This window comes from Williamsia sp. MIQD14, from assembly GCF_051025635.1.
Classification (GTDB): domain Bacteria; phylum Actinomycetota; class Actinomycetes; order Mycobacteriales; family Mycobacteriaceae; genus Williamsia_A.
In genome coordinates, this window is record NZ_JBPFDG010000001.1 from 398,789 (window position 1) to 422,175 (window position 23,387).

23 protein-coding genes are annotated in these 23,387 nt (G+C 68.1%); 11 read left to right on the forward strand and 12 right to left on the reverse strand.

Annotated elements, in window-relative coordinates; genetic code table 11:
* Nucleotides 1-126: 126 nt before the first annotated feature.
* Nucleotides 127-1,401, forward strand: a complete 1,275-nt coding sequence (locus ACQ7HM_RS01610; protein WP_434214490.1) for a geranylgeranyl reductase family protein — start codon at nt 127-129, stop codon at nt 1,399-1,401.
* A gap of 34 nt (nt 1,402-1,435) precedes the next feature.
* Here ACQ7HM_RS01610 and ACQ7HM_RS01615 read toward each other — a convergent pair whose 3' ends face one another.
* From ACQ7HM_RS01615 to ACQ7HM_RS01635, 5 genes are all read right to left on the reverse strand, one after another.
* Nucleotides 1,436-2,125 carry a demethylmenaquinone methyltransferase gene (locus ACQ7HM_RS01615; RefSeq protein ID WP_434214491.1) on the reverse strand — a complete coding sequence of 230 codons (690 nt, stop codon included), beginning with the start codon at nt 2,123-2,125 and terminating at the stop codon, nt 1,436-1,438.
* 69 nt (nt 2,126-2,194) lie between these two features.
* Nucleotides 2,195-3,340: a glycosyltransferase family 4 protein gene (locus ACQ7HM_RS01620; RefSeq protein WP_434214492.1), complete on the reverse strand. Its 1,146-nt coding sequence runs from the start codon at nt 3,338-3,340 to the stop codon at nt 2,195-2,197.
* Nucleotides 3,341-3,422: 82 nt separating this feature from the next.
* Entirely contained in the window at nt 3,423-3,908 is a 486-nt protein-coding gene (locus ACQ7HM_RS01625; RefSeq protein ID WP_434214493.1) for a hypothetical protein, read from the reverse strand.
* A 58-nt stretch (nt 3,909-3,966) separates the two neighbouring features.
* The gene (gene menD, locus ACQ7HM_RS01630) at nt 3,967-5,622 is read right to left on the reverse strand and encodes a 2-succinyl-5-enolpyruvyl-6-hydroxy-3-cyclohexene-1-carboxylic-acid synthase (RefSeq protein ID WP_434214494.1); all 1,656 of its coding nucleotides are present in this window, start codon (nt 5,620-5,622) and stop codon (nt 3,967-3,969) included.
* A gap of 87 nt (nt 5,623-5,709) precedes the next feature.
* The gene (locus ACQ7HM_RS01635) at nt 5,710-6,492 is read right to left on the reverse strand and encodes an SDR family NAD(P)-dependent oxidoreductase (protein ID WP_434214495.1); all 783 of its coding nucleotides are present in this window, start codon (nt 6,490-6,492) and stop codon (nt 5,710-5,712) included.
* Nucleotides 6,493-6,577: 85 nt separating this feature from the next.
* Here ACQ7HM_RS01635 and ACQ7HM_RS01640 point away from each other — a divergent pair, with 85 nt between their 5' ends.
* Entirely contained in the window at nt 6,578-7,426 is an 849-nt protein-coding gene (locus ACQ7HM_RS01640) for a helix-turn-helix transcriptional regulator (protein ID WP_434214496.1), read from the forward strand.
* Here ACQ7HM_RS01640 and ACQ7HM_RS01645 read toward each other — a convergent pair.
* The 4 genes from ACQ7HM_RS01645 to ACQ7HM_RS01660 form a co-directional block, all read right to left on the reverse strand.
* Nucleotides 7,423-8,058 carry a cytochrome b/b6 domain-containing protein gene (locus tag ACQ7HM_RS01645; protein WP_434214497.1) on the reverse strand — a complete coding sequence of 212 codons (636 nt, stop codon included), beginning with the start codon at nt 8,056-8,058 and terminating at the stop codon, nt 7,423-7,425. The genes ACQ7HM_RS01640 and ACQ7HM_RS01645 overlap by 4 nt on opposite strands.
* Nucleotides 8,030-8,731, reverse strand: coding sequence for a molybdopterin-dependent oxidoreductase (locus ACQ7HM_RS01650; protein WP_434214498.1), 702 nt, complete (start codon nt 8,729-8,731; stop codon nt 8,030-8,032). Before ACQ7HM_RS01650 ends, ACQ7HM_RS01645 begins: the two co-directional genes overlap by 29 nt.
* 7 nt (nt 8,732-8,738) lie before the next feature.
* Nucleotides 8,739-8,930, reverse strand: coding sequence for a hypothetical protein (locus tag ACQ7HM_RS01655; protein ID WP_434214499.1), 192 nt, complete (start codon nt 8,928-8,930; stop codon nt 8,739-8,741).
* A gap of 119 nt (nt 8,931-9,049) precedes the next feature.
* Complete coding sequence (locus ACQ7HM_RS01660; protein ID WP_434214500.1) at nt 9,050-9,487, reverse strand: MarR family winged helix-turn-helix transcriptional regulator; 438 nt, start codon at nt 9,485-9,487, stop codon at nt 9,050-9,052.
* Between the two features lie 78 nt (nt 9,488-9,565).
* Between ACQ7HM_RS01660 and ACQ7HM_RS01665 the strand changes: the two genes are divergently transcribed.
* The 5 genes from ACQ7HM_RS01665 (at nt 9,566) to ACQ7HM_RS01685 (ending at nt 17,197) form a co-directional block, all read left to right on the forward strand.
* Nucleotides 9,566-10,708 (forward strand): AbrB family transcriptional regulator, encoded by a 1,143-nt coding sequence (locus ACQ7HM_RS01665; protein WP_434215600.1) that lies wholly within the window; start codon nt 9,566-9,568, stop codon nt 10,706-10,708.
* A complete protein-coding gene (locus ACQ7HM_RS01670; RefSeq protein ID WP_434214501.1) occupies nt 10,705-11,961 on the forward strand; it encodes a saccharopine dehydrogenase family protein in 1,257 nt (418 codons plus the stop codon). Before ACQ7HM_RS01665 ends, ACQ7HM_RS01670 begins: the two co-directional genes overlap by 4 nt.
* A 672-nt stretch (nt 11,962-12,633) precedes the next feature.
* Nucleotides 12,634-14,235, forward strand: a complete 1,602-nt coding sequence (locus ACQ7HM_RS01675) for a glycosyltransferase family 2 protein (RefSeq protein ID WP_434214502.1) — start codon at nt 12,634-12,636, stop codon at nt 14,233-14,235.
* 2 nt (nt 14,236-14,237) lie between these two features.
* Nucleotides 14,238-16,268 (forward strand): acyltransferase family protein, encoded by a 2,031-nt coding sequence (locus ACQ7HM_RS01680; RefSeq protein WP_434214503.1) that lies wholly within the window; start codon nt 14,238-14,240, stop codon nt 16,266-16,268.
* A complete protein-coding gene (locus ACQ7HM_RS01685; protein ID WP_434214504.1) occupies nt 16,265-17,197 on the forward strand; it encodes a glycosyl hydrolase in 933 nt (310 codons plus the stop codon). The genes ACQ7HM_RS01680 and ACQ7HM_RS01685 overlap by 4 nt, the downstream gene beginning before the upstream one ends.
* Before the next feature lie 319 nt (nt 17,198-17,516).
* On the opposite strand, the gene ACQ7HM_RS01690 is transcribed toward ACQ7HM_RS01685, so the two are convergent.
* The gene (locus ACQ7HM_RS01690) at nt 17,517-18,134 is read right to left on the reverse strand and encodes a PaaI family thioesterase (RefSeq protein ID WP_434214505.1); all 618 of its coding nucleotides are present in this window, start codon (nt 18,132-18,134) and stop codon (nt 17,517-17,519) included.
* A 63-nt stretch (nt 18,135-18,197) separates the two neighbouring features.
* On the opposite strand from ACQ7HM_RS01690, the gene ACQ7HM_RS01695 reads away from it, so the two are divergent.
* On the forward strand, nt 18,198-19,133 hold the full coding sequence (locus tag ACQ7HM_RS01695) for a 1,4-dihydroxy-2-naphthoyl-CoA synthase (protein WP_434214506.1): 936 nt from the start codon (nt 18,198-18,200) through the stop codon (nt 19,131-19,133).
* A 13-nt stretch (nt 19,134-19,146) separates the two neighbouring features.
* On the opposite strand, the gene ACQ7HM_RS01700 is transcribed toward ACQ7HM_RS01695, so the two are convergent.
* Nucleotides 19,147-19,674, reverse strand: coding sequence for a low molecular weight phosphotyrosine protein phosphatase (locus ACQ7HM_RS01700; protein WP_434214507.1), 528 nt, complete (start codon nt 19,672-19,674; stop codon nt 19,147-19,149).
* 28 nt (nt 19,675-19,702) lie between these two features.
* Nucleotides 19,703-21,199: a sugar transferase gene (locus ACQ7HM_RS01705; protein WP_434214508.1), complete on the reverse strand. Its 1,497-nt coding sequence runs from the start codon at nt 21,197-21,199 to the stop codon at nt 19,703-19,705.
* A gap of 198 nt (nt 21,200-21,397) precedes the next feature.
* Here ACQ7HM_RS01705 and ACQ7HM_RS01710 point away from each other — a divergent pair, with 198 nt between their 5' ends.
* The 3 genes from ACQ7HM_RS01710 to ACQ7HM_RS01720 all read left to right on the forward strand — a co-directional run bounded on the left by ACQ7HM_RS01710 (nt 21,398) and on the right by ACQ7HM_RS01720 (nt 23,342).
* Entirely contained in the window at nt 21,398-21,940 is a 543-nt protein-coding gene (locus ACQ7HM_RS01710) for a YdcF family protein (protein WP_434214509.1), read from the forward strand.
* A 106-nt stretch (nt 21,941-22,046) separates the two neighbouring features.
* On the forward strand, nt 22,047-22,775 hold the full coding sequence (locus ACQ7HM_RS01715) for an FkbM family methyltransferase (RefSeq protein WP_434214510.1): 729 nt from the start codon (nt 22,047-22,049) through the stop codon (nt 22,773-22,775).
* Between the two features lie 3 nt (nt 22,776-22,778).
* The gene (locus ACQ7HM_RS01720; RefSeq protein WP_434214511.1) at nt 22,779-23,342 is read left to right on the forward strand and encodes a DapH/DapD/GlmU-related protein; all 564 of its coding nucleotides are present in this window, start codon (nt 22,779-22,781) and stop codon (nt 23,340-23,342) included.
* Nucleotides 23,343-23,387 lie beyond the last annotated feature (45 nt).

Consider the following 23,387-nt stretch of genomic DNA (forward strand, 5'->3'; position numbering starts at 1 on the left):
ACTCCCGTCAACCTCGTCCGCACGACTCGGCGCTCCATCTCCCACGGGGTCGGCGAGACTGTTCTCACCCGACCGTCTACGACCGAGCGTAATCGTTGCGTCGAAGCTTCGGTGATACTGGATCAGGTGACCTCCATCGCCGACGCGGAGCAGCAGCCTCCCGCGCCCCTCCCGACGCACGCCGACGTGCTGGTCGTCGGTGCCGGGCCGGGCGGTTCGGCCACCGCCGCGCACGCCGCCGCCGCGGGTCGTCAGGTCGTGCTCCTCGACACCGCAGTGTTCCCCCGCGACAAGACCTGCGGCGACGGACTGACCCCGCGCGCGATCGCCGAGATGGAACACCTGGGTCTCGGCGCGTACCTGTCGTCGCGACCGAAGATCGTCGGCCTGTCGATGCGCGGTTGGGGTGCCTCACAGCAGATCCGGTGGCCGTCGGGGCGGTTCCCGGCACACGGAAGTGCAATCGCCCGAACCGAACTCGACGATCGCATCCGCCTCGCCGCACTCGACCGCGGCGCCACGATGGTGCAGGGCGTCAAGGCGGTCGGGGTGGTCCGCGACGGCGATCGGGTGAGCGCGGTCGAGGTCGTCGGACCCGACGGGCCAGCGCAGATCCGGGTCGGTCAGCTCATCGTGGCCGACGGTGTGCGCTCGCCGCTCGGGCGTGAGCTCGGCCGAGAATGGCACCGCGACACCGCCTATGGCGTCGCGGCGCGGGCCTACGTGCGGTCCGACCGCGCGGGCGACGAGTGGATGGGGTCCGATCTCGAACTCCGTGACGGCGACGGCGGCCTGCTCCCCGGATACGGATGGGTGTTCCCGCTCGGCTCGGACGACGGTCTGGTGAACATCGGTGTCGGCGCGTTGGCGACCGCGAAACGCCCGGCGCACATGGCGTTACGGCCGATCGTCGGGCATTACACGAACTCGCAGCGCGAGCGTTGGGGTCTGCACGGCGACCCGATGCGCGTGACCTCGGCACTGTTGCCGATGGGTGGCGCGGTGACCGGGGTGGCAGGTCGCAACTGGATGTTGGTCGGTGACTGCGCGGCGTGCGTCAACCCGCTCAACGGTGAGGGCATCGACTACGCCATGGAGACCGGACGCTTCGCCGCCGCCCGACTCGGCGAACGCGACCACACCGACGACTGGCCCGCCCTGCTCGCCGATCACTACGGCGCCGCGTTCTCCGCCGCCCGTCGCCTCGCCGGGGTGCTGACCGTCCCGAAGGCGGTGCCGGTGCTGGGCCGGCCGGGTATCCGCTCGGCGGCGTTGATGTCGATGGTGGTGCGCGTGATGGGCAACCTGATCACCCCCGAGGACTCCGACCTCGTCGCGCGCCTGTGGCGCACCGCGGGCCGCGCCTCGACCACGATCGACTCCCGCCCGCCCTTCCGCTGACCGGGCATTCATCGCCCGATCGGCGAGGCGCGGGCTACTTGACGGCGCGGTGGAGCGCGGCGATGCCGCCGGTGAGGTTGCGCCAGCGGACGGTGTCGAATCCGGCGGTCTCGATCTTCGCGGCGAGACCGGACTGGTCGGGCCAGGCGCGGATCGACTCGGCGAGGTAGACGTACGCCTCGGGGTTGCTCGACACCTTCGTCGCGACCGACGGCAACGCCTTCATCAGGTACTCCATGTAGACCGTGCGGAACGGCCCGAACGTGGGTGTCGAGAACTCGCAGATCACCAGTCGCCCAGCAGGTTTCAGCACGCGATACAGCTCGGCGAGCGCGGTGTCGACAGACGCGACGTTGCGCAGCCCGAACGAGATGGTGGCGGCGTCGAAACTCTCGTCGGCGAAGGGCAACGTCAGCGCATCCGCCGCGACCTTGGGTACGGGCCGCTTGTGACCGGCCTTGAGCATCCCCAGCGAGAAGTCGGCGGCGATGCAGTGCGCACCCGACTGGGCCAGCTCCTCGGTCGAGACGGCCGTGCCCGCGGCGAGATCGAGCACGACGTCACCCGGCCCGATACCCAAAGCCTCGCGGGTCGCGATGCGCCACCGGCGGTCCTGAGCGAAGGAGAGCACGGTGTTGGTGATGTCGTAGCGCCGCGCGACACCGTCGAACATCGCGGCGACATCGGCGGGTGCTTTGTCGAGGCCGGCGCGGGTCGAGGTCATGGCAGCAACGTTACGTGCCCGCCCCACCCGCACGCATCGAGAGCCCGGCCACAGCCGACCGCTCGATGATCAGGCAGAACGACGGACGCCGAGGCTGCCGGCACGGCCGAGGACGGCGTCGTAGTGGCCGAGCAGCTGATCGCAGATCGAGGGCCACGTCTTGCCCGCGACACCGCGCCGGGCCGCGGCACCGAACTCGGTGCCCACGCTCGAGGCGACGAGGGTGTCGACGGCGTCGGGCAGGCGTTGGGAGAACGTCGGCACGTCCAGTAGGTAGCCGGTGCGGAAGTTCGCGATGAGGTCCTTGGGGCCGCCGGCGTCGGGCCCGATCACCGGGATACCGCTGGCCTGCGCCTCCTGCACCGCCTGGCAGAAGGTCTCGTGCTCGCCGGGGTGCACGAAGACGTCCATGCTGGCGTAGGCGCGCGCGAGGTCGAGGCCACCGAGTTCGCCGGTGAACACCGCGTCGGGCATCAGCTTCTCGAGACGGGCACGCTCGGGTCCGCCACCGACGATCACGAGCTGGCGGTCGTTCCGACCCGAGAGCACCGCGAGGCGCTCGACGTGCTTCTCCGGTGCGAGGCGTCCGACGAACCCGACGATCGGCACACCGTTCGGGCTCCACTGCGCGCGCAGGTCGTGGTCGCGGCGGTCGGGGTGGAAGCGCTCGGCGTCGACACCGCGACCCCAGCGGAACACACGCGGGACCCCATGGTCCTGAAGCGCTTTCACCGACACCGTCGAGGGCGCGAGGGTGCGGTCGCAGGCGGAGTGCAGGCGGCGGGTCCACGACCACGCGGCGCGCGTCCCGATCCCAATGCCGTAGCTGGCGGCGAATCCGGCGACGTCGGTCTGGAACACCGCGACCGTCGGGACGTCGAGGCGTCGCGCGGCATGCGCTCCGGCGGCACCGATCACGAACGGCGACGCGAGGTGGACCACGTCGGGGGCGAAGTCGGCCATCGCGCGGTACAGCGAGGGGTGCGGCACGCCGACCGGGAGGCTCGACACCTTCGGCACCATCAGCGACGGCACGAGATGCACCGGCACGCCGTCGATCTCACGCGGCGCCGCCGGCAACCCGCGCGGGGTGTCGGGGGCGAAGATCATCGCCTCGTGTCCGTGAGCCGTCAGGTGCTCGCAGACGCGCAGCACCGAGTTCACGACACCGTTCATGTTGGGCAGGAAGCTCTCTGCCACTATCGCCACTCGCACGCACCCAGTGTGCGCAGCGCACCTGTCTCCCACGGCACCTCGACGTGACACGGCCCGGAATGCCGCGTGAACGCTCGGCGGGTCAGTTCACCCGGTGTTCGTCACCTGCACGCACGGTGTCCGGTGTGGGCTGCGAGACGTCGATCGCCCGCCCACGCCTGCGGGTCACCTCGGCGAGCAGCACCATCACGACCACGATGAGCAGCCACGTGTAGCCGGCGATCGACACCGCCGGGATGATCGCGAGGCTCGCATCGCGCCCGGCGACACGCACGAGGTCGGGGTTCGTGCTGTCGTACTCGACGCTGATCCGTTGTCCGGCAGTCAATTCCGTCGGGTAGAAGATCCCCAGGCGAGGGCTGCGGAGTTCGCCGCTCTCGGTGTAGAACCGGACCGTCGACTTGGTCGCCCCCGCGGTCACCACGTCGGCGGTGGCGGTCGCCCGGTGGGCGTCGATCGAGGAGTCGTCGCGGTAACACCCGGCCACCACCACGACCATCATGATCGTGACGATCGCACCGATCAGCAGCAGCGCGATCTGCGTGCGTCGGAGAGCGGTGGCGGACATGCGGGCCAGACTACCGACGCGACCGGCGCGCGGCGGCCACCCACACGACGGGCAGGGTCTATAGCCCGGCGCCGATGGCCGCGTGCAGGTCACGCAGCCGGTCCCGGTCGGTCGACACCTCGATCACCCGGACCCCACCCTCGGTCGCGGCCGACGGTGCAGTGGCCAGCGCCGCGGGCAGCTCCGCCAACGACACCCTGCGGTGCGGTACCGAGAACCCGGCGCAGACCGCGGCGAGATCGGTGCGGTGCGGGGTGCCGAAGACGCGCTCGAAAGCGCCGTCGTATTCGGGTCCGCTGAAGCGTCGTTCACCCTGCTCGAGCAGCGCGAAGATGCCGCCGCCGTCGTCGTTCGCGACGACGATCGTGAGGTCACGGGGGCGGGGCTCGGCCGGTCCGATCAGCAGGCCGGTCGCATCGTGCACGAAGGTGAGGTCGCCCATGAACGCCACGGTCCGCACGCCGTCGGCACTGAGCGCGGCACCGATCGCGGTCGAGACGGTGCCGTCGATGCCGGCGACGCCACGGTTCGACAACACCCGCACCTCGGGCGACACGCGCCCGGCCAGCGCGACGTCGCGGATCGGGTTCGAGGCCCCCACCACGAGCTGCTCGCCCGGGTGCATCGCGGCGCTCACCACGCGTGCGACGTGCAGGCCGGTGACCGGGCCGGGGCGGTCGAGTTCGGCGTCGACGGAGCCCACCGCGCGCTGGTGGGCGTCGGCGCAGTCCTTGAGCCACTGTTCGGACTGCGTGCCCGACACCTCCGCGCGGGTACCGGTCGCGAGCACGTTGCCCGAGACGTCGGGCCAGCGCGGCCCGGTCGTGAGGGCGTAGACCCGCACCTGGGGATCGGCCAGCAGCCGCGACACCCCGCGGTGCAGCGTCGGGCGGCCGCAGATGATCGCCTGCGTCGGCCGCACGAGCCCGAGTGCGAGCGGGTGCAACGCGGTCTCGGGCGCCGGAGCGGTGGGTTCGGCGACCGTCGGGATGCCGGCGAGCTCGGGTCGCACACCCGCACCGTGACCCGACACCACGACGGTCGGCTCGGTCAGGTCGATGTCGATGGGGACGTCGAGGCGACCGACGGCCGCCGTGGTCCACGGCGCACCGTTGTCGCGGCCGGCGAAACCGTCGAGCGGGTCGTCGGGCCCCACACCCGCCTCGGGGACGAGCGGTTCGCGCAGTGGGATGTCGAACTGGACGGGGCCGGGATTGCCGGTGCGTGCGCCGCGGGCGGCGGCCAACGCGCGACCCACGCCCGAACGCCATTGACTGTTGGTATCGAGATCCTGCTCGGCGAGCCCGAGGCTGATGGCCAGGCGCACCTGCGTACCGAAGATGCCGAACTGCTCGATGGTCTGGTTCGCGCCCGATCCGAGCAGCTCATAGGGCCGGTTCGCGCTGACCACGATCAGCGGGACGCGCGCGTAGTTGGCCTCGAAGACCGCCGGGCTCACGTTGGCGACGGCGGTGCCACTGGTCATCACGATCGGCACCGGTTGTCCGGACGCCACGGCGAGGCCGAGCGCAAGGAAGCCCGCGGTGCGCTCGTCGATCCGTACGTGCAGGCGGATCAGACCCGCGGTGTCGGCCGCGTGCAGCGCGAAGGCGAGCGGCGCGTTACGCGAACCCGGACACAGGACCGCCTCACGCACGCCGCCTCGGATCATCTCGTCGACGATCACGCGGGCCTGCACGGTGGACGGGTTCATCACTCCAGGTTAACGACAGATCACCGGCGGTCGACGCGATGTGCCCCACACCCGACCACCGCCCGTCGGGCCGATCAGCCGGCCGGCTCAGGCGCCGCCGCCACCGTCGACCGGCAGTATCGCACCGGTGACCATCGAGGCACGGTCGCTGAGCAACCACGCGGCAGCCTCGGCGACCTCCCGGGGCGCGGCCATCCGACCCATCGGGGACGCCGCGATCGTCGCGTCGATCACGCCCGGCGACCGCGCATCCCAGTCGAGCATCATCTCGGTGGTGGTGCCGCCCGGGGTGATGCCGTTGACACGTATGCCATCCGGAGCCCAGCTGACCGCGGCCGACTCGGTGATGCTGTTCAGTGCACGCTTCATGGCGCCGTAGGCGGGGAGCATGGGGTTCGCGCGACGGCTGCCGACGCTGGAGGTGTTCACGATCGCCCCGCGACCACCGGTGCGCATCACGGCGACCTCGGCGGCCATCGCGACCCAGTGCGCCCGGAAGTTGACGGCGAACTGGTCGTCGAGGTCGATGTCGCTGGTGGCCTCGAGCGGACCGGGTTGCTGCACGATGCCTCCGTTGTTGAACGCACCGTCGAGCCGTCCGTGCATTTCTGCGGTGCGCCCGACCGCGCTGCGGATACTCGCGGCGTCGGCCAGGTCCACGGTCACGGCGTCGGCGACACCACCGGTGGCCCTGATGTCGGCGACGATGCGATCGAGTGCGTCGGTGCTCCGTGCGGCGAGGACGACCGCCGCTCCCTCCGCCGCGAAGAGGTGGGCGGCCGCCGCACCGATGCCGCGGCTCGCGCCGGTGATGAGGATGACCTTGTCGGCCAGCAGTCCGATGGGTGCACTGTCGTGTGAGTTCGTCATGGCACCAGCCTGAGACGGCGGGCGGACCGTAGTCAGGCACAGTCGGTACTACCCTGCGCCGACGCCCGGCGCGCACACTCGGAGCATGGACAAGCAGGAGTTGGGTGCCTTCCTCCGCAGTCGACGCGAACGCCTCCGGCCCGCCGACGTGGGCCTGCCGTCGGGTCCTCGGCGGCGCACACCCGGGCTGCGCCGCGAGGAGATCGCGGTGCTCGCGCACATCTCCACCGAGTACTACGTCCGCCTCGAACAGGGCCGTGCACCACGCCCGTCCGCAGACGTGCTCGCCGGGATCGTCGGGGCGCTCCGGCTCACCGGCCCCGAGTCCGACCATCTCCACCTGCTCGCCGGGACCGCCCCGAATCGATCTGGTCTGCACTCCCGACAGGTCCGACCGAGCATCATCGAACTGCTGCGGCGTATCCCGGCGACGGCCGGGTTCGTGATGTCCGCGGCGTTCGACGTCCTCGCCTGGAACGATCTCGCCGCGGCGTTGATGGAGGACTTCGCCGCCCGCACGCCCGACGACCGGAACCTGGCCCGGAACGCCTTCCTGCCGGAGGTTCCCGACGGCGAGGCGCTCTACGGCATCTCCGATGCCGCCGGATTCCGACAGAGCGCGGTGATGGAACTGCGCACCGCCTCGGCCCGCTATCCCGACGATCCCGTGATCCGAGCGCTCGTCGACGAACTACGCCATGGCAGTCGCGAATTCGCACGTCTCTGGGACCGCAACGATGTGCAGCCGCCGTCGATGCTGACCAAGACCTTCCGGCATCCCGTCGTCGGCGAGCTCACCCTCGACTGCGATGTCCTACATCTCGCCGACGGTGACCAGCACCTGGTCCTCTACACCGCGCCGGTCGGATCCGCCGCGGCGGAGAGCCTCGCGTTCCTCGGAGCGCTCGGCGCCGACGGTGTGGCCGCCCGCTAGGGCTCGTGCGTCGTCCCGACGCCCATCTCCTCGGCCCAGTCACCGTGTTCCTTGCGGGCCCAGCTCGCCGAGACGCGACCGGTGCGCATGCCACGACGCGCCTCGGCGTCACCGAAGGCGAAGGCCATGTGTCCGAGGACGAGCAGTCCGACGCCGAAGGCGAACCAGTCGTGGGCGAAGGTCGCGCCCGTGCGATATGACAGCCCCACGAGCGACGGGAAGTACATCAACACTCCGGTCACGAACAGCACGATGATCGACCCCGCCGACAACGCGCCGTTCAGCTTCTGTCCAGCGTTGAACTTCCCCACCGGGATGGTGCCGTCGCGACGGGTCTTCGACCGCAGCCATCGCCGGTCGGTGGGCGCGAATCGGTTCAACCGACGCAGGTCGTCGCGATACGACGGCGACGCCAGCCCGAGGAGAATCGGCACCGGCAGCGCGAAACCCCCGTAGACGTGCACGATCTCGACGATCTGTCGGTGCCCGACGAGCACCGACAACGAAGACACGTACAGGATCGCCGCGGTCACCAGACACGCGATCATCAACACCGCGACCGTGCGGTGCACCCAGCGGGCGGTCGGGCCGAAACGGGGGACGTCAGTCGTCGATGGTGCCGTCGAGCTCATACCCGCGCCTCTCCCAGTAGCCGGGGATCTCGTCGGTCGTCAGCTCGATACCCGACAGCCACTTCGTGCTCTTGTAGCCGTACTGCCCGCCGACGTACATGCGCACCGGGCCGCCGTGGTCGTGGGTGACCGGGGCGTCGAGCATCCGCAACGCGACGATCACGCGGTCGCCGCGGGCCTTCTCCATCGGCAGGCTCTCGGTGTAGGTGCCGTCGAACGAACGGAAGCGCACCGCGGTCGCGGTCCGCTTCGGATCGGCACGGTCGAGCAGTGTCGAGAGTCGGACGCCGCTCCACGCGACGTCGGGAACGGTCCACCCGGTGACGCAGTGGAAGGTCTCGGTGAACGACGTCTGCGGGAGCTGCGCCAGTTGCGCCATCGTGTACTCGGCCGGTGTGGCGACCTCGCCGCCGACGGCGAGCCGATAGTCCGTCGACGACTCCTCTTCCACCGATCCGACGACGGAGTAGTAGCGGAAGTTGTTGCCCAGGGGCAGAAGAGCGATGAGTCCGGTGGGGTCGCGGACCTGTACCGGCGCGAGGAGTTTCGACAGACCGCCCTGCGCGGCGGGACCGGCGACGATCCCCAGGCCGCCGAGTCCGATCAGTCCGAGCACCACGCGGCGCCCGACCGGGGTGCCGGTGACGCGGGTGTCGTGATCAGACGATTCCACGAGGGCGCTAACGGAGCTTGCCGCGCACGCCGACCACGATGAGCGCGACTCCCACGAGCGCGATGATCGGGCCGAGCACCGACCACAGCACGGTGTCGCTCATGGCGCTGCCCTCGAGCACGCCGAAACCCTGCAGCGCGAACACGAGTCCGAAGAGCGTCAGCACGACTCCGACGACGGCGACGAGGGGTTTGCGCATGTGCGCCAGGGTACGCGCGGGCCACGTCGGCCCGATGGATGCGAACGTCGGCCCAACCAACGGAAACGGCGGCCCACCTGACGGAAACGACGGCCCACCTGGCGGGGTGGGCGGTTCGGTCAGCGGCTGCGTTCGGTGGCGAGGCGTTCGAAGAGCGGGACGCAGAGCATCATCAGCCCACGTTCGGTGTCGTCGAAGTTGTCGGCGAACGACTGCGCGAGCCAGGCGTCGCGTTGGGCACGGTCGTCGAGGATCAGCGCACGCCCGGCCTCGGTGAGTTCGACCAGCTGTCGCCGACGGTCGAGGGGGTCGGTGCGGCGGACGATGAGGCCGGCGTCGTCGAGCTTGTTCATGCTCACGGTCAACGACTGCACGCGGACATGCATGCGGTCGGCGAGTGCGGCGACGGTGGTGGTGCCCGATCGGTCGAGGTAGCCCAGCACCGTGATCTGCGTGAGCGGGAGACCGTGGTCGGGACGGTGGGTTCGCGCGGCCCGGGCGACGGACATGATCGCCTCCCGCAGGCGGGTCGCCTCGGCGACGTCGATCGTGGTCATGGCAAGACAATAGTTCACATTCACCCGGCCTTCATCGGTTTACACCGAGGTATTAGCAAGCCTAGTCTTGGCATCATGCTGTTGCGCTGGCTCGGACTGATCGCGGTGACCGCGGCGGCGACCGCGCTTCTCGACCACCTGTCCGTCCCGTCGGCGGCACTGTTCGCGGGGCTCGTGGTCGCCGCGGCACTCGCTCTCGCCGGCCTCGCGCCCCGCGAACGCACCCCGAGGACCGAGGGCAGCACGGCGAAGAAGCCACCACTCCCCCGCCCGATCGGTATCGCCGGGCAGGGTGTGCTCGGCGTGTACATCGGCACGATGGTGCAGCCGTCGGTACTGGCCGGTCTCGCCGACTCGTGGCTCCCGGTGATCGTGATCGCGCTCGGCACGCTCGTGTTGTCGGTCGCGGGCGGTGCACTGCTCGGCCTGCACCGCCGTGTCGACCCGCTCACCGGCTCGCTGGCCCTCGTCGCGGGCGGCGCGTCGGGACTCGTCGCACTCACCCGGGAACTCGGCGGCGACGAGCGGATGGTGGCGGTGGTGCAGTACGTCCGCGTCGGACTCGTCACCGTGAGCCTGCCGATCGTGGCGACCACCGTGTTCGGCGCGCACACCGGATCGGCGACCTCCACGCACTCCGCCTCGGCCGGCGACCAACTCTGGGGACTGCTGCTGCTCACGGGCGCCATGGCCGTCGGCATCAGCGTGGGCCGCCTCATCCGACTCCCGGCCGCCGGGTTGCTCGGCCCGCTCATCGTGACCGTCGTCGCCGAACTGACCGGCGTCGCGGGCGGGGCCTCGGTCCCGGTCGTGCTGGTGACGGCCGGGTACGCGGTCATCGGCTGGCAGGCCGGCCTCGGCTTCACCCAGGAGAGCCTGCGCGCGATCGGTCGGGTGCTCCCGTATGCCGTCGTCCTCATCGTCGGAATCGGCGTCGGCAGCGCGGGACTCGGTGTGGCGCTGAGCCTCTGGACCGGGGAGTCGATGTTCGACGGGTACCTCGCGACGACACCGGGCGGCATCTACGCGGTGCTGGCGGCCGCCGCGGCGTCGGGCTCCAACATCACCTTCGTGCTCGCCTCGCAGATCGTGCGGGTGCTCATGATGCTGTTCGTCGCACCGTTCGCGGCACGGCTCTACAACCGTTGGCGGTCACGCGGGGCCGCACAGCCGGAGCCGGTGTCGCCCGCCGACGAGCCGGTCTACCCTCGGGTGTCATGACCGATTCCTCTCGTGAGTTCGATGTCGTCGTGTTCGGGGCCACCGGTTTCGTGGGCATCCTCACCGCCGATTACCTGGCCAGGCACGCCCCCGCCGGCACCCGCGTCGCCCTGGCCGGACGCAGCGAGACGAAGTTGGCGTCCATGCGGCGCACGCTGCCCGCCTCGGCGCACGACTGGCCGTTGATCGTCGCCGACGCCGATTCGGCGTCGTCGCTCGACGCGATGGCCGCCCGCACCCGCGTGGTCTGCACCACCGTCGGGCCGTACCTGAAATACGGCGAGCTGGTGCTCGCCGCCACGGTCAACGCCGGCTCCGACTACGTCGACCTCACCGGCGAGGTCCCCTTCGTGCGGTACTCCATCGACAAGTTCGGTGAGCAGGCCGAGGCGAACGGCGCGCGCATCGTCCACTCGTGCGGATTCGATTCGGTGCCGTCCGACATCGGCGTCTACCTGCTCCACAAAGCCGTGTCCGAGGCCGGCGAGGGCGAACTCACCGACACCACGCTCGTGGTCAGCTCGTTCTCCGGCGGCGTCTCCGGCGGCACCGTCGACTCCATGCGTGTCATCGCCACCGAGGCCCGCAACCCCGAGACCCGCCGCATCCTGCTCGACCCGCAGGCGTTGTCGACCGGCCCGGGCGAGCACCGGCTGCGCACCGCGGTCAAGCAGCCCAGCGACGCCATGATCGTCAAGGGATCGAGTATCGACCCGTCGATCAAGGGCACGTTGGCGCCGTTCGTGATGGCCGCACACAACACCCGCATCGTGCGGCGCACCAACGCGCTGCTGGGCAACGCCTACGGCGCCGAGTTCCGCTACGGCGAGGCGATGGCCGTCGGCAAGAACCCCGTGCTCTCGACCGCGACCGCAGGGCTCGTCAGCGTCGGTCTCGGCGGCTTCCTCGGACTCATGGCGATGGCCCCGACCCGCAAGGTCCTCGACCGCATCCTGCCCAAGGCCGGCGACGGACCGAGTGAGAAGACCCGCGAGAACGGCCATTTCACCGTCGACGTCTACACCCGCACCACCACCGGCAAGCGGTACAAGTCCCGCGTGAAGGCGCAAGGCGACCCCGGCTACAAGGCGACCGCGGTGATGCTCGGCGAGAGCGCCCTCACCCTCGCCCTCGACCGCGACAAGCTGCCGAACCGCACCGGCGTCCTCACACCCGCCGCCGCCATGGGCGACGCCCTCGTCGACCGACTCCGCGACGCCGGTCTCACCCTGGAAGCCGGTCCGCTCGCCTGAGAGTCTTCGACAGAGCCATAGCGCGCGACGGCCAGATCGCCGGCTCTGCACGACACAGTGATCTCGATCAGTGCAAGTGAACCGGATTGTTCTGCGCCAACAGATTATTCACCATCGGCAATCTTCCGCGCTATTACGTGCGCAGGAATTCATTCCCATGATCGGACCCGGTGTACATCGTCCGTACGAAAAAGATGAGACGCTGCCGGCCACCCACTCAACCCTGTACGTGATCGAAGCTGTTGGGCTACACACGTTTTCACACGTCATATCGGGACGTTCTATCAATCAGAGAGTGTCGACAGTGAGACGCCCGTCATAGGTCAGCGGTCTCTCCTGTTGCGACGCCCCCAGCGTCCTGTCAAGATTCGGTTCACCATTTCAGCGACGTAATGCGCTCGATCCACGCCTCCTTTCCTGTTCTCTGTCTGTCGATTCTCGCCGGACAACGGCACAGTCGCGCCCCGGCGCTGTCGCGGACGATCGCTGTCCTGACCCTGCCCAGAATCGAAAGGGACTTGCCGGATGGCACTTCCACTCGCGAATACCGATGCCCGCATCACCCAGCTCGGATCGCCGAGGCACGCGCGCCCGGTCTCGGTCGCCGAACCATCGGTGTCTCCCCCGAACGATCAGGAGTTGTACGCCTACTTGGGCCCACAGAAGCGATGGGTGCAGGTCACCATGGCCTGCGCCTTCGTCCTGGCAGGAATCAGTCTCGCGCGCTTCAGCATTCACACTGTGTGGCTTTACCCGCTCCTCGCGGTGCTTGCCGTGAACGTGACCGGTTCGGTGCTCTCCGCCCTGTCGGGCTGGAACAGTCGGATCCCCAGCGCGGCAACACACAGGGAAACCGTGCGGGCGTGGCACGCGGACCGGACGGTGTGGCCATCTGTGGACATCTTTCTGCCGACCTGCGGCGAGGACATGTCCGTCCTGTTCAACACCTACACCTACGTGAAGAACGTTCAATGGCGGGGCGAGCTCCGCGTGCTGGTTCTCGATGACGGTGGCCGTGACGAAGTACGCGCCGCTGCTGAGGAGTTCGGGTTCGACTACCTCGTCCGGCCCAACCGCGGCCACATGAAGAAGGCAGGAAACCTGCAGTACGCGTTCGGACAGAGTCACGGTGACTTCATCGCCATCTTCGACGCCGACTTCTGCCCACGGGCCGACTACCTGGAACATCTCGTCCCCTACACCGAGGACCGCGAGGTGGGGATAGTGCAGAGCCCGCAGTACTTCTCGACCGAGGAGTCGATGAACTGGTTGGAGCGCACAGCGGGTGCAACGCAGGAGCTGTTCTACCGCTGGGTGCAACCATCCCGTGACCGCGCCGGGGCACCGATCTGCGTGGGCACGTGTGCCCTGTATCGCCGGGAGGCCCTGTCCGACGTCGGTGGCTTCGCGCAGATCGAACACAGCGAGGATGTACACACCGGCATCTTTCTGCTCCGTGGGGGTTATCGAACTCGCTACGTGCCGATTCTGGTCAGCAAGGGTTTGTGCCCGTCGGACCTCGCCGGGTTCCTCAACCAGCAATACCGATGGTGCAACGGGTCGATCACCCTGCTGCAGAGCAGGGTTGCACAACGCCAACCACTCAGCCTCCGTCAGCGCCTGTGTTTCTGGGCAGGGTTCATGTACTACATATCCACGGCACTGAACGTGTTCGTCCTGCATGTGCCCGCGATGGTGATGGCGATCTTCTTCGCCGATCAGATCCGGGCGTCGCACTTCATACCGTTCATGGCGGGCGCGTGGGTCTATTTCGTGCTCATGCCACGTGTTTCGGTGGGGCAGTGGCGATTCGAGGTCATGCGGACTCAGATGGCGTATGGCTTCTGTCACGCCCTGGCCATCACCCACAAGCTGACCGGTCGTACACGTGGGTGGGTCGCGACCGGAGCTGTGGGCAAGTCGTCGTCACTCGCGCGCACGATCAGCAAGGTCGGCGCCGCGACGCTGATCGTGACCCTCGGGGTTTCCTGGGCGGCATGGGGATTCGATACCTACCAGTACGGTCTGCGCGAGTTCTGGACCATGGGCCTGTTTCTTCTCGGCTACACCTACCTGAGTGTGCCGCTCATCGGCGGCTTCGCTCGTGTTCTCGGGATCATCGCGCCGAGTTCGTCTCGACCTCCGCAGTTCACGCAGTTCGAGACGGGGAAGAACCGGATCAGCATGTTCGAGGCGATCGGCTATTCCGCACTGATCCTGTTCGCGGCTGTCATCGCGAGCGGCTACTTCGACCTCGTCATCCCCTGGAGCTGATCATGCACAACTCACTGGTCGATCGCGAAACAGTGCCCATCAATTCGACACCCCGCGGGATCACGTACCGCCCTGACATCGAGGGCCTCAGAGCGGTCGCGGTTCTGGCCGTCGTGCTGTTTCACTGCTCTGTCCCGCACATGCTCGGCGGATATGTCGGTGTGGACACATTCTTCGTGATCTCGGGTTTCCTCATCACCAGCCTGATCATGGCGGAAGTTTCTCGCACGGGACGGTTTTCGTTCGCGGGCTTCTACGCGCGAAGGGCCAAACGACTTCTGCCGGCCGCGGCGCTGGTCATCGTGCTGTCGAGCGTGGCCGCCCTCGTCATCTTGCCGACCCTGACCACCTACAAGGCCACATTCGATTTCCTCTCGGCCATCCTCTATATAGCGAACTGGCGGCTGATCGCCCAGGGAAACGACTACCTCGGTGGCGGTCAGGCCGACACCAACCTCATCCTGCACTTCTGGTCGCTCGCTGTGGAGGAGCAGTTCTATCTGGTGTGGCCGGCCCTGGTGGTGGCTGTGACGCTTTTGGCACGAGTGCTGCGAATGTCCCGGCCGACGGCGGTTCTCGCGGTGACCATCGCCGCGGTGTCCGGTGCGTCTTATATCTCTGGAGCGGTGCTCACCGCCTCCAACCCTTCGCTGGCGTACATGGCGACTTATACGCGTGTGTGGCAGTTCGGGGTGGGAGCGTTGCTGGCCCTGAGCGCACCGTTCGTCCTCGAGCGGGTCAGGCCCCGAACGCTGTCGCTCGTCGGCATCATCGGAGTGTTCGGTCTCGGCTGGGCGGTCGTCACCTTCGACTCGACCACGGCGTACCCCGGTTGGATCGCAGCGGTGCCGACGCTCGCCGTGGTGGGGATCATCGCCTCGGGTCCCAGATCGGTTGTGGGGCGAGGACTGGGTACCGCACCGCTTCGGCTCATCGGACGATGGTCCTATCCGTTCTACCTGTGGCACTGGCCCGTGTTGGTTCTCGCGGAGGCCCAGTTCGGCGAGCTGTCGTGGACGGCGAAGCTCCTGCTCATGGCGCCGGCTCTGGCACTGGCCGCCGCGACCCACGAGATGATCGAGAAGCCGATCATGACCGCACGGTCCGCTCGAGTCCGCCCGCAGGCCGCCGCGTCGGTGGGATTGACGGCGACGCTCGTCGCGTGTGCTGTGGTCATGACGGTGGGAACTCAGACGGCGACCGCGTTGGGAACCGGCAATCAAGCGCCCACCTCGGCCGACTTCGCACAGGTCTTCGGCGGAGCCGCGACGGCGAACAGTGGCTCGACCACACCATCTCCGATCAAGGCAAAAGATGATGTGCCCCGGAGATCAGAATGTCTACTGGACAAGACGACAACCCAGCCCGACTGCGAGTTCGGCGACCGGGGCGGGTTGCCCGTGGTGCTATTCGGCGACAGCCACGCGCACCAATGGCAGACAACCTTAGAAGCCATTGCGAAGCAGCGTGATTGGCGGCTCCGGGTCGTCACACAAGCTGGCTGCCCTGTGCCTGAGATCGCTCCGCGCGTAGGTGAGAAAGCCCGCTATTCTCAGCGCTATTGTTCGGATTGGCGTCGGGCACAGATCGCTGCGATTGACCGGGACCGACCGGCCATCGTTTTCGTGTCGTCACTAAACCGATATATCCCTCAACTGTCCGAGGTCCAGGACGACTGGGCTCGCAGTCTGCGAAAACTGGCAAAGTCCGGCGCGAAATTGGTCTACATCCGCGACACTCCGTACCCGGGCCGAAACATTCCCGAATGTGTCTCGTCGGCACTCGACGACTGGAGCAAGTGCAGCTTCCCCGCCTACGACCAGGTCGACGCGGTCCTCTCGGCGAGCCTGCGCGGGTCCTTGCCCGAGGTCGGCGTCGTGGACCTCAACGGCTACCTCTGCAACGGCGCGACATGTCCCGCCGTCCGCAACGGCACACTCCTCTATCGTGACGATTCGCATCTGTCCGCCACCGCAGTCCGTCTGCTGACGCCCGCGTTCGAGAAAGCTCTCGTACCGCTCGGAATCCCGTGATCAGTCGGCGGTTGGCCCTTCGGGCGAGCTTGCTCACCCCGGCACTGGCGGCCTCGGGCGGACTGGCCATCACGTCGTGCGCACGCGACGCGGTCCCGCGGCGAAATTTCGGGATCTCCATCACCGGGTCACGCGCCGAGGACGTCGCGATGTCGAGCACGGTCGCCGCCAGGCTGGGTCGACAACTCCGCGTTCTGAACTTCTTCGTCGCATGGGAGTGGCAGACGGGGTACCCGCTCGAGACGGTGGCGGCGATCCGGAAGACGGGTGCGATCCCGGAGATCACATGGGAGCCGTGGAATCCGCTGGCGGGCGTGACCCAACCAAAATACGCACTGGCCGCGATCACCAGCTTCGCGTCGTACGTCGACCAGTGGGCCCACAGTGCCGCAGCCGATGGCGGTCCTCTGGTCATCCGATTCGCGCACGAGATGAACAGCGACTGGTATCCCTGGTCCGCGCAGTCGAACGGTGGGAGCCCTCGGGACTACCGAGAAGCGTTCCGCTGGGTGCGATCGCGCTTCGATCTCGCCGGCGCCGACAATGTGCGGTGGATCTGGTGCCCCAACATCGATCATCAGCAGCGCCCCGATCTGATCACGGCATGTTTCCCTGGTGATGACGTCGTCGACATCGTGGCGGTCGACGGCTACAACCGGGGCGAGGGAAGTGCGCGGACGCTGTTCGACGAAACACTGGGACTACTCGACAGGATCGCGCCGTCGAGTCCGAAGTGGGTCAATGAGATCGGCTGCCGACCCGGCGACGATCAGGCTCAGTGGATCACCGACGCCTTTCTCTATTTCGCCACCACGTCGGTTGAGGCCATTGTCTGGTTCGAGATCGATGCCTCGAACACCCCGGACTGGCGTCTGCTCCGCACCCCGGAGACGGCCTCGGCGGCGTCGAAGGCGCTCGTGAACTGGTGACACGGCATCGACCGGTTCAGCAGATCGGCGATCGTCACCCACCTGCCGCGTGCACAATCGGACCGTGGCCGTACTCCGCAACGCTCGACCCCGAGCGGGGCTACGCAATCTCTGTCCCACCTGCGAACATCCGGTCGACCCCCTGTCGTCGACGACCGGTGCGCGCTGGACCGCGTCGAGACGCCGCCTGGCGACGAGATTTCTCGGGATGCCGGCCCGACCGGCGATGTGTCGGGCCCCGGTCACGACGGAATCGGAGTGGGGTGGCGAGATCTGTGGCTGCACCGACGGAGTGCACGGCTCCTGAGAGACCCTCGCGCTACGGTTGCCCGGGATTGAGGGCGATGAACAGTCCGTCGGCCTCGGCGCAAAGCCGGTCGCCGTCGCGCATCTGCGCGGCGACGAAGATCTTGCGGCCGTCGACCTTCGTGACCTGCGTCGTCACCGAAAGATCGGTGTAGAGCGGGGTGATCGACCGGTAGTTGACCGTGAGATAGGCCGTGCGCGTGACCTTTCCGGTCGCCAGCGCACCGGTCATACCGAGGAGGTCGTCGAAGGCGGTACCGATGTAGCCGCCGTGCGCTGCGTTGTTGCCGCCGAGGTGGAAACGCGTGAAGCGTAGTGTCGCATCGACTCCCGTGGCGTCGGCCCGGTTCACCAGATACGGCGGCAGGGTGATGTTCCCGCGGGCGGGCAGGTCGATCCGCGTGCCCGAGGGTGAGTTCCATTCGTCGATGGCGACGGCCTCGAGCTTGGCGTTGATCGCCGCGAGTTCGTCGATGAGCTCGTCGACCAGTTCCTCGGTCGGCATCGCCGCCCGCACCCGGTCCATGAACAGCCGAGCCGATTCCACGAACTCGCCGTAGCGCGGTCCGCCCTTGTCGACGCTGATCGCCATGTCGGTGCGGAAACCGCCCTCGTGCTGGTCATCGGTCATGCCCGCAACGTTATCGACCCAGGTGAGACGCCCGAACGGGGGCCACCACTACGCTCTTCACACATGAGCGACGACGCCGCGAACCCCTTCACGCCCGAGCACTGGACCGCGGTCGACGGGTTCGACGACCTCACCGACATCACCTATCACCGTCACGTCGGGTCGGGTCGCGAGAACGGCATCGTGCGAATCGCTTTTGACCGCCCCGAGGTGCGCAACGCGTTCCGACCGCATTCGGTCGACGAGCTCTACCGCACCCTCGATCACGCCCGGCGCAGCCCCGATGTGGGCACCATCCTGCTCACCGGCAACGGCCCGAGCGCCAAGGACGGCGGCTGGGCGTTCTGCAGCGGCGGCGACCAGCGGATCCGCGGCCGGTCGGGGTACCAGTACGCCGGCGGCGAGACCACCGACACTGTCGACACCGCGCGCGTGCAGGCCGAGGGCGGTCGCCTGCACATCCTCGAGGTGCAGCGCCTCATCCGCACCATGCCGAAGGTGGTCATCGCCGTGGTCAACGGCTGGGCGGCCGGCGGCGGGCACTCGCTGCATGTGGTCTGCGACCTCACCATCGCCTCACGCCAGCACGCCCGGTTCAAGCAGACCGACGCCGACGTGGGCTCGTTCGACGCCGGGTACGGCAGCGCCTATCTCGCCAAGCAGGTCGGCCAGAAGTTCGCCCGCGAGATCTTCTTCCTGGGCCGCGCCTACGACGCCGAGACGATGCAGCGCATGGGTGCGGTCAACGAGGTCGTCGACCACGCCGACCTCGAGGACACCGCCATCGAGTTCGCCCGGGCGATCAACGCCAAATCACCGACCGCACAACGGATGCTGAAGTTCGCGTTCAACTTGACCGACGACGGACTGATGGGTCAGCAGGTGTTCGCCGGCGAGGCCACCCGCCTGGCCTACATGACCGACGAGGCCGTCGAGGGCCGCGACGCCTTCCTCGAGAAGCGCGACCCGAACTGGGACCCGTTCCCCTACTACTACTGACCGGGCCCACGCCTCAGCCGCGCAGCCATCCCGCGAGCCGGTCGATCATCGGATCGAGTTCGGCGGCGAGGGTGTCGAAGGCAGCCGGGGGCTTGTGCATGGGATCGGTGATGTCGAGGTCGTCGCGGTTGCGATCGGCCGCGATCTGCGGGGTGGAGGTGAGCGCTCCCCCGCCGGCGATGTAGGCGTCGAGTTCCCGCAGGGTCACCACACGACGCCACGACATCGGCGCCGCCGCGGTCGCGTGATCGCGATGTTCGCGCGACAGCCCGATCACGAGGTCGGCACCGGCCACGAGGTCGGCGGTGAGGTAGCGGGCACGGAACTCGTCGGTGGAGTCGATGCCGCGCTCGCGCAGCACCCGCTCGGTCTGGACATGCATCGGGTGATCGGTGAGCGCCGCGGTGCCCGCGCTGCCGACCGACACCTCGACCCCGCCGCCGCGCACACGGTCGGCGAGAAAGTACTGCGCCATGGGCGACCGACAGATGTTGCCGGTGCAGACGAACAGGATTCGGGTCGGGACCACCGGCGCGCTCATGCCCGCGACAGTAGCGGTCGGGCCGCGGTCAGTACGCGCCCGAGCGACCGACCACCGCCCGCAGGGTGCGCCACATGATCATGGCGTCGCTCATCGCCGACCAGTTCTCGACGTAACTGAGGTCGAGGCGCACCGACTCCTCCCAGGTGAGGTCGGAACGGCCCGACACCTGCCAGAGCCCCGTCATGCCGGGACGCACCAGCATCCGGCGTGCCACCGGACCGTCGTAGCGCTCGACCTCCTCCGCCAGAGGAGGGCGGGGACCGACGAGACTCATGGAACCACCGATCACGTTGAACAACTGCGGCAGTTCGTCGATGCTGAAGCGGCGGATGACTTTTCCCACCCTGGTCACGCGAGGGTCCTCACGGATCTTGAACAACGCACCGGCGCCTTCGTCGAGGTCGGCGAGATCGTCCTTCATTCGGTCGGCTCCGGTCACCATGGAGCGGAACTTCCACATCAGGAAAGGTTCGTTGCCCGGCCCGATGCGCTCGGACCGATAGAACACCGGCCCGCGGGAGTCGAGAGTGATCGCGAGCGCGCAGACCGCCAGCGCGGGTGAGACGAGCACCACCAGCGCGACGGCGCCGATGCGGTCGACCATCGCCTTCGCCAACCGGTTGGCACCCTTGTAGGAGGGCTTGTCGATGTGCAGGAGCGGCAGGCCGGCGACCGGGCGCATGCTCATCCGCGGACCGGCCACGTCGAGTAGCCCGGGAGCGACCACCATCTGGACGTCGAGACCCTCGAGGTCCCACGACAACTCACGCATTGCCGAGTGGCCCAGAGCCTCGGCCGAGGTGACGGCGACGGTGCTCGCCCCGGCGGTCTCGACGATGGCGCGGGCGTCGGCGAACTCACCCAGGATCGGGATCGACCGACCGTTGGCCGCGAGCGGCCCGATGATCTCGGACTGCTCGGGCGGCACGCACAGACCGATCACGTCGTATCCGAGCTCCGGGTTGCGGTCGAGGTGCTCGATCAACGGCTGCGCGGTCGCGATCCCGCCGATCACGACTACACGGTCGAGATCGAGTCGGCGTCGCCGGCGGTGGGTGAGCCGCGAGCGCCACGACCACCGTGACGTGAGCAGAGCGACGGTCCCCAGGGGAAATGCCAACGCGACGAACGACCGCGCGATGTTCAGAACGAAGAGCAGGTCCACGATCGCCAACGTCGCGAACACGAGGAAGCAGGCCGATACCACGCGGCTGTACTCGGTGGGCCCCGCGGCGATCACCCGACGGTCCAGGGACTGCCGCATCCGCAGCATCAACAGCCACGCCGCGACGACACCGAGACTGACCAGACCGATCGGCACGCGGGCACGGCCGACGTGATCGTCGAACGACACCGGACCGTAGCGCAGCATCTGTGCGCCGAAGACCACCGCGATGACGATCAGGGTGTCGGTGACGGTGACCCGACGTGTGTAGTCGTGAATCCAGGCGTCGGAACGCGCCTGTACGACAGTGCGCCTGGCTCGACGCGACCGGGCGAGTGCGGGCGATCGCGTCGTCACGTCTGCGCTCCTCACCTCGCCCGTCACCGCTGCGACGCCGCGCGCCGCGCGCTCAGCCTATTCCCATCGACAACCGAAATCAGCGAAAGCAAATCGGTACGTGCATGCGGTCGGAATGATGCCGGCCCGGCTGTCTCATCGTCTGTGACACCGGTCATGGCCCCGGCCGCGACCGCGGGGAGTCGATACGCTCTGCCCATGAGGCGACGGGGGCGCAGGATCGCGCTCGGCGTGGTCGCCCTGGTGATCGTGATCGCCGCGGCCGGACTGCCGGTGTACGTGTTCCCGCAGGTCGCCGACAACCCACGCAGGGTCGACGTGATCATGGTGCTCGGTGGCCGCCAGGACGGGCGCGAGGACTACGGGATCTCGCTGGCCGAGCGAGGTCTCGCGTCCACCGTCCTGGTCTCGAATCCGTACGACGAACCCGACGAGTACATGGACGCGATCTGCGATGCGCCGCACCGCGTGCGGGTCATCTGCTTTCGTCCGTCACCGAAGACGACCCGCGGTGAGGCCCGCTTCCTGCGTGATCAGGCGGCCGCCAACGGGTGGCGGTCGGCGATGGTCATCACCTTCACCCCGCACGTGACCCGCTCGGAGTACATCGTGTCGCGGTGCTTCACCGGCGATCTCGTGATGGTGAACTATCACCCGCACATCCCGCTGTTCTACTGGGCGTACATGTACCTCTACCAAACCGGCGGTTTCGTCCGCGCAGTGGCGCAGGACGGGTGCTGAGGGTCTTCGGATCGGGCCATCAGACGCCATCGATTTCCCGCTTCGCGGCCGAGAAGCCTCGATGATTTCTTCCGTGAGAGCCCACGACCCGGCGTTATGGTGATCCATGGCCATCGTCCGCACGATCCGCAGGGCCCTGCACAGGGCGGGCGTCGACGTAGTCCGTTACCCCGGCCTCGGGCCGGCGGTGATGCTCGTCCGGATGCTCGACCACGCCGGGGTCGAGACCGTGATCGATGTGGGCGCCAACGGTGGACGCTACGGCCGGGAGATCCGCGACGCGGGCTGGACCGGATCCATCGTCTCCTTCGAACCGCTGTCCGAGCCGTTCGCCCGACTCGAGACCGAGGCGCGGCGGGACGCACTGTGGACTGCACATCGATATGCGTTGGGCGACAGGGACGAGACGGCCCGGATGCACATCGCCAACAACGCCGGTGAGAGCAGCTCGATGCTCGACATGCTCGACGGCCATCGCGCCGCGGCCCCGGGCATCGGGTACGTCGGAGACGAGGAGGTGGCGGTCCGCCGACTCGACGGGCTGACCATCGCCGAGATCGCATCCCACGAGAGGTGTTTCCTCAAGATCGACACCCAGGGATTCGAGCGCCGTGTGCTCGAGGGCGCGACACGATTCGTGGCCGACCGGTGCGTCGGCGTCCAGCTGGAACTGTCGCTCGTCCCGATGTACTCCGAGGGGATGTCGTTGCAGGACGGTGCGGCGTTCGCCGCGCAGCACGGTCTCGAGATCGCGGCGCTGTACCCCGGTTTCACCGACATCACGACCGGGCGGATGCTTCAGCTCGACGCCGTCTACCTCCGACCGGAGAGCTGAGTCGTGGACGCTGCACCCGTCCGCCGGCTCGCGGGCTTCCGCGGCGTGGGATACGACAAGGGCCGTTCGCGGGTGGTCCAGGTCGCGTGGTTCGCGTGCTTGAACCTGGTTTTCTGTACCTGGTGGTGTCCGCCGCGCGTGCGGGTGGCGTTGTTGCGGTGGTTCGGAGCGGACATCGGCCGCGGGGTGCTCATCCGACATCGGGTCCGGGTGCACTGGCCCTGGAAGTTGAGCATCGGCGATCACTCCTGGGTCGGTGAGGGCGCCTGGATCCTGAATCTCGAACCGGTGCACATCGGCAGCGACACCGTCATATCGCAGGAGGCGATGCTCTGCACCGGCAGCCACGACCGGCACTCGGCGACCTTCGAGTTCGACAACGCACCCATCTCGATCGGCGACGGTGCCTGGGTGGCGACGAGGGCCGTGATCCTTCGTGGGGTCGTCATCGGGGACAGGGCCACGATCGGCGCGGGAGCGGTGGTGAGCACCTCGGTCGCACCCGGTCACATCGTCACCGCCAACGGGTCGTGTCGTATGGACACCGGACGAGGCCATGCTCCCTAATATGAGTTCAGGCGGGAGCACCGCAGCCGGGGGGTGAGAGCACGA